7 protein-coding genes are annotated in these 6,330 nt (G+C 66.8%); all 7 read left to right on the top strand.

The features are described 5' to 3' along the window. Positions 1-79 precede the first annotated feature (79 nt). From G3O06_RS32595 to G3O06_RS32565, 7 genes are read left to right on the top strand one after another with little or no spacing between them, the layout of a single operon-like run. Positions 80-382, top strand: a complete 303-nt coding sequence (locus tag G3O06_RS32595) for a hypothetical protein (protein ID WP_174966935.1) — start codon at positions 80-82, stop codon at positions 380-382. Positions 383-407: 25 nt separating this feature from the next. Beyond that, on the top strand, positions 408-1,679 hold the full coding sequence (locus G3O06_RS32590) for a TadE/TadG family type IV pilus assembly protein (protein ID WP_205818674.1): 1,272 nt from the start codon (positions 408-410) through the stop codon (positions 1,677-1,679). Positions 1,680-1,692: 13 nt separating this feature from the next. Further along, on the top strand, positions 1,693-2,226 hold the full coding sequence (locus G3O06_RS32585) for a TadE/TadG family type IV pilus assembly protein (RefSeq protein WP_174996768.1): 534 nt from the start codon (positions 1,693-1,695) through the stop codon (positions 2,224-2,226). After that, complete coding sequence (locus tag G3O06_RS32580; protein ID WP_205818673.1) at positions 2,223-2,666, top strand: TadE family protein; 444 nt, start codon at positions 2,223-2,225, stop codon at positions 2,664-2,666. The genes G3O06_RS32585 and G3O06_RS32580 overlap by 4 nt, the downstream gene beginning before the upstream one ends. Positions 2,667-2,688: 22 nt before the next feature. Next, complete coding sequence (locus G3O06_RS32575; protein ID WP_205818672.1) at positions 2,689-3,897, top strand: AAA family ATPase; 1,209 nt, start codon at positions 2,689-2,691, stop codon at positions 3,895-3,897. Between the two features lie 18 nt (positions 3,898-3,915). Beyond that, positions 3,916-5,283 carry a CpaF family protein gene (locus G3O06_RS32570; protein ID WP_205818671.1) on the top strand — a complete coding sequence of 456 codons (1,368 nt, stop codon included), beginning with the start codon at positions 3,916-3,918 and terminating at the stop codon, positions 5,281-5,283. Positions 5,284-5,316: 33 nt separating this feature from the next. After that, entirely contained in the window at positions 5,317-6,294 is a 978-nt protein-coding gene (locus tag G3O06_RS32565; RefSeq protein ID WP_205818670.1) for a type II secretion system F family protein, read from the top strand. Positions 6,295-6,330: the final 36 nt, after the last annotated feature.

The raw sequence follows: 6,330 nt of genomic DNA, 5'->3' as shown, positions 1-6,330 counted from the left end.
CGGCGGCCCAGGCGCAGGTCGTGCGCGTGAGCGCGGCACCCGAATCCACCGATCGTTGAAGCTATCCAAGGGGAAGCTCATGAACTCCGCCTACCTCGTAATCGTGCGCCGCGTGGCGCTTGCCGCACCGCTCGCGTTCGCGCTTGCCGGCTGCATGTCGTCGACCCCGGTATGGGACACCCGCTTCGGCGATTCGGTCCGCGCCGTGACCCAGGCCCAGATCATCGACCCGCATGCCGCCGAACACGCGGCCTCGGCGTCGGCGCAGGGCGTCGACGGCGGTGCCGCCGCGGCCGCGCTCGACAACTACGACAAGTCGTTCAAGCAAACCGTGCCGCCCGCCAATGCATTCGTGATCGGCATCGGCAAGGCCACCCAGTAACGACGCCACGCTCAGGGAGAACGCCATGAACAGCGCAGCTCGCCATCCGAAAGTCATGCGTCGCAGCCTGCATCGCCAGCGCGGTGCCGTCGCGATCATCGTCGGTCTCGCACTGGCGGTGATGATCGGGTTCGTCGGACTCGCGCTGGATCTCGGCAAGCTGTACGTCACGCGCAGCGAACTGCAGAACAGCGCCGATGCCTGCGCGCTGTCGGCTGCGCGTGACCTGACTTCGGCCATCAGCCTGTCGGTGGCCGAGGCGGACGGCATCGCCGCCGGCCACCTGAACTTCGTGTTTTTCCAGAACAAGTCGGTGCAGATGTCGACGAACGCGAACGTCACGTTCAGCGACTCGTTGACCAACCCGTTCCTGGCGAAGAACTCGGTCACGACGCCGGCGAACATCAAGTACGTGCAGTGCACCGCCACGCTGAGCAACATCGCGCACTGGTTCATCGAGGTGCTGAACGTGCTGCCGGGCACGAAGCTCGCGAACGCGGCGGAAGTGTCGGCCAGCGCGATCGCCACCGTCGGCGGCGGGCAGACGACCTGCGCGATCCCGGTGTTCGTGTGCCGGGGCCCGTCCGACCCGGCGTACAAGGTCGGCGACTGGATCTCGTCGCCGTCCGGGTCGTCGTCGACCTACGGGCCGGGCAACTTCGGCTGGGCGGCACTCGACGGCTCGACGAACGAAACCACGCTCTCCAGCGAGCTGTCGGGCAACACCTGCAACATCAAGAGCCCGCCGGACCTCGCCACCACGGGCCTGAAGTCGGCGTCGCTGCGCGCCTGGAATACGCGCTTCGGCATCTATACGAACGGCGCGAACGGCTCGAGCGGCCAGCCCGACTTCACCGGCTACGCGTATGTCGGCCCGAACTACGGGCCGCCCGGTACGGCGGGCATCAAGGGCGATGCGTACACGCAGTTCGTGGCCGACCGTGCAGCCTTCAAGTCCTACCAGGGCGACGGCGCGCCGCCGACGGGCAGCGGGATCAACACCAACGGCACCGCGACGGCGAGCAACTACCAGACTTTCGGCAGCGACCGCCGCGTCGCGCTCGCGCCGGAGGGCGACTGCTCGACGCTGTCGGGCAGCAGCGGCAAGGTGCACGTCACGCAATGGGATTGCGTGCTGATGCTCGATCCGCTGCCGTTCAGCGCCGGTAGCGGCGCGATCGTCGCGCACCTCGAATACCTCGGCTCGTCGGTCTCCGGCAACAATCCGTGCGCGACGCACGGCTTGCCCGGCAGCGGCAGCGCGTCCGGGACCCAGGTCCCGATGCTCGTCCAATAGCGGAGAGAGGATCATGAAAAAGCCCCCGTTTCGCCGTTCACGCACCCGTGGCGCCGTCGCCGTCGAGTTCGCGCTCGTGCTGATGCCGATGATCATGCTCGCGACCGGCGTGGCGGAGTTCGGCCGCGCGATCTACCAGTTCGAGACGCTGACCAAGGCGACGCGCGATGCGGCGCGCTACCTGTCGGTCTGGTTGCCGACCGACGCCGCGTATCCGGCCTCGCAGGCGCAGTGCCTCGTCGTCTACGGCAGCACGACGTGCGGCGCCGCCGGCACCGAGCTGGTGCCGGGGCTCACGACGTCGATGGTGACGATCTGCGATGCACAGCGCACGACCGGCTGCGGCGACGCGTCCGACCCGTCGCAGTTCGCGAACCTGCCGACCTACGACTCGAACAACAACGCGGCAAGCGGCACGGCGACGGGCGCGATCAACGTCGTCGAGGTGAAGATCAAGGGCTACAAGTACCAGCCGATCCCTGCGTTTCCGGGGCTGCCGTCGATCACCTTCAACAACATCGTCACCGTGATGAGGCAAGTGTCATGAACGCGCGCCCTGTCCCCCTGTCACGCCGGCGCACGCAGCGCGGCGCCGCGATCGTCGAGTTCGCGCTGATCGCGTCGGTCCTGATCATGCTGCTGATCGGCATCTTCGAGTTCGGCCGCGTGCTGTTCTACTGGAGCACCGCGAGCGAGGCCGTGCGCCTGGGCGCACGCACGGCGGTGGTCTGCGATGTCAATGCGGCCGGCGTCGTGAAGCGGGTGAGATCGCTGCTGCCGCTGCTGTCGAACGCGAACGTGTCGGTGAACTACTCGCCCGCAAGCTGTGACGTGAATTCGTGCGCGTTCGTGACCGTGAGCGTCACGAACGTCACGGTCAAGACGATGATCCCGTTCGTGAACGTCACGGTGAGGATGCCGCCGTTCACGACGACGCTGCCGCGCGAAAGCCTGACGTCGTCGACCGGCGGCGCCAACTGCAATTGATCGAACAGACGAGGTACACGAAATGATCAACATCCTCGTAGCTTCCGACGACACCGCGCGGCTCACGCAGATCGCGCGCCTCGTCGCCGACTGCGGACGCTATCGCGCGACGCGCGCAACCGGCCGGCCGTCGCAGATCGAGCACCGCAGCGACGGGCTCGACGCATTCGACATCCTGCTGGTCGACGGTACGTCGCTCGAACCGTCCGAACTGTCGGCGATCGAGCGCATCTGCCGCGCACACGCGGGCCTGACCTGCATCCTCGTGACCGCGGATACATCGCCGCACATGCTGCTCGACGCGATGCGCGCAGGCGCGCGCGACGTGCTGCAATGGCCGCTCGATCCGCAGGCGCTCGGCAACGCGCTCGAGCGTGCGGCCGCGCAAAGCACGCGGCGCGACACCGAAGATACGCGGATCGTGTCGTTCATGTCGTGCAAGGGCGGAGCCGGCACGAGCTTCGCGGCCAGCAACATCGCGTTCGAGATCGCCGAAGGCTTCAAGCGCCGCGTGCTGCTGATCGACCTGAACCAGCAGTTCGCCGACGCGGCGTTCCTCGTCAGCGACGAAACCCCGCCTTCGACGCTGCCGCAGCTTTGCGCACAGATCGAGCGGCTCGACAGCGCGTTCCTCGACGCGAGCGTCGCGCACGTGACGGAGAACTTCCACGTGCTCGCGGGCGCGGGCGACCCGGTCAAGGCGGCCGAGATGCGCGAGGACGCGCTCGAATGGATCCTGGGCGTCGCCGCGCCGCGCTACGACTTCGTGATCTTCGACATCGGCGTCTGCATCAATCCGCTGTCGATGGTCGCGCTGGATCGCAGCGACCAGATCCAGCTCGTGATGCAGCCTGCGATGCCGCATGTGCGCGCCGGGCGCCGGCTGCTGGAGATCCTCGTGTCGCTCGGCTACTCGACCGACCAGATGCGGCTGATCGTGAACCGCGCGACGCGCGCGAGCGACCGCACCCGCACCGCGCTCGAGGAAGTGCTCGGCCTGCACGCGGCCTGCACGATTCCCGACGATGCCGACACCGTGCTCGAAGCGATCAACCAGGGCCATCCGGTGTCGCGGCTCGCGCGCGGCAACGCGGTCGTGCGTGCGTTGCAGGGGTGCGCGAAACAACTCGTCGAAGGCGAAGTGCGTGCGGGGCACAGCGCGGCGAGCAGCGAACCGCTGATGTCCAGGCTTTTCGGCCGCAAGGCCACGCCGAAGCTCAAGTCCATGTAACTATTTCGGGGAACCATCATGTCATTGCGCGAACAGATGTCCTTGCACCGGGCCCAGCCGCTGGCGGCGGGCAGCGAGCCGGCCGGTCCGGCACATTCGTCGGTGCGCGACGCATACCAGAAGCTGCGCCGCGAAATCCACCTGGCCGTGCTCGAGCGCGTCGAGCTCGAGCGCCTGTCGCGGATGCCGCAGGAATCGGTCCGCATGGAGATCGGTCTGCTGATCACGCGCATCCTCGACGAGGAGCGGCTGCCCGCGAACGACATCGAGCGGCGGCAGCTCGCGATCGACGTGTACGACGAGATGTTCGGTTTCGGCCCGCTCGAAGCGCTGCTGCGTGACCCGAGCATCTCCGACATCCTCGTGAACACGTACCGGCAGGTCTATGTCGAGCGCTTCGGTCAGCTCGAACTGACCGACGTGACGTTCTACGACGACGCACACCTGATGAAGGTGATCGAGAAGATCGTGTCGCGCGTCGGGCGCCGCATCGACGAATCGAGCCCGATGGTCGATGCACGGCTGCCGGACGGCTCGCGCGTGAACGCGATCATCCCGCCGTCCGCGATCGACGGGCCGCTGATGTCGATCCGGCGTTTCGCGGTCAATCCGCTGAAGATGGACGACCTCGTGCGCTACCACAGCCTGACGCCGCCGATGGCCGAGCTGCTCGACGCGCTGTCGCGCGCGAAGATCAACGTGCTGGTGTCGGGCGGTACCGGCAGCGGCAAGACGACGCTGCTCAACATCCTGTCCGGCTACATTCCGCGCAACGAGCGGATCGTGACGATCGAGGATGCCGCCGAGCTGCAACTGCAGCAGCCGCACGTGCTGCGGCTCGAAACGCGCCCGCCGAACATCGAGGGCAAGGGCGAGATCACGCAGCGCACGCTGGTGCGCAACGCGCTGCGGATGCGCCCGGACCGGATCATCCTCGGCGAAGTGCGCGGCGCGGAAGCGCTCGACATGCTCAACGCGATGAACACCGGCCACGAAGGCTCGCTCGCGACGATCCACGCGAACACGCCGCGCGACGCGCTGACGCGGCTCGAGAACATGATCAGCATCTCCGGCCTGACGCTGCCGCCGAAGACGATGCGCCAGCAGATCGCGTCGGCGATCTCGGTGGTCGTGCAGGCGGCACGGCTGACCGACGGCAAGCGCAAGATCGTCAGCATCCAGGAACTGACCGGGATGGAAGGCGACATCATCAACATGCAGGAAATCTTCACGTTCAAGCGCATGGGCATGGACCGCGACGGCGCGGTACGCGGCCACTTCTGCGCGACCGGCGTGCGGCCGAAGTTCGTCGAGCGGCTGCAGGCGTTCGGCATCAACCTGCCGGATTCGCTGTACGACCCGTCTCAGCGGTACGAGACGAACTGACGACAGGGCGCCGTTCGCTACCGGGGAGGCTTCATGAACACGATCTTTTACGGTTTTGTGATTCTCACCTTCGTCGCGGTGGTACTCGCGATCGAAGGGGGCTATCAATGGTGGAACGCGCGGCACGGCTCTGCCGCGCGCCGGATCGAATCGCGCATCCGCTCGATGTCGGCCGGCGGCAACGTGCAGCAGGAACGGCTGTCGATCCTGAAGAAGCGGATGCTCGACGAGTCGAAGCCGTTCGACCGGTTGCTGCTGCGCATGCCCCGCGTGCATCGCCTCGATCTCGTGATCCAGCAGTCGGGCCTCGACTGGACGCTGCCGAAGCTGATCGTGCTCAGCGCGGTGTTCGCGGCGCTCGCCTGGCTTGCGCTGAGCTTCGCGACGTTGCCGCAGCTCGCTGCGCTGCCGGTCGCACTGTTCGCCGGATGGCTGCCGATGATGTACGTGATGCGCTGCCGCGCGAAGCGGATGCGCAAGCTCGAGCGGCAGTTGCCGGACATCTGCGACATGATCTCGCGTGCGCTGCGTTCCGGACATTCGTTCACCAGCACGCTCGGGATGGTCGGCGATGAGTTTCCCGATCCGATGGGCGGCGAGTTCCGCGTCACGTTCGACGAGGTGAACTACGGCGTGTCGCTGCACGATGCGCTGATGAACCTCGCGACGCGCGTGCCGGTGCAGGACCTGCGCTACTTCGTGATCGCGGTGCTGATCCAGCGCGAGACGGGCGGCAACCTGGCCGAACTGCTCGACTGTATCTCCGCGCTGATCCGCGAGCGCTTCAAGCTGTTCGACAAGGTGCGCGTGCTGTCGGCGGAAGGGCGGCTGTCGGCATGGATTCTCGGGCTGCTGCCGTTCGGCACCGCCGCGGTGATGGCGCTGCTGAACCGCGAATTCCTGTCCGTGCTCTGGGAAGATCCGGCGGGGATCAGGATGGTCGGCGGGATGCTGGTGTCGATGCTGTTCGGCCTGTTCTGGATCCGCCGCATCGTCCGCATTCGCGTCTGACGCGCGAGTCATATAACCAACCATTGCGAGGCTGTC

It is taken from the genome of Burkholderia sp. Ac-20345 (genome assembly GCF_017104825.1).
Lineage (GTDB): Bacteria > Pseudomonadota > Gammaproteobacteria > Burkholderiales > Burkholderiaceae > Burkholderia > Burkholderia lata_B.
The sequence above is the reverse complement of the archived record's forward strand: the minus strand, read 5'-3'. Positions and strand labels throughout refer to the sequence as shown.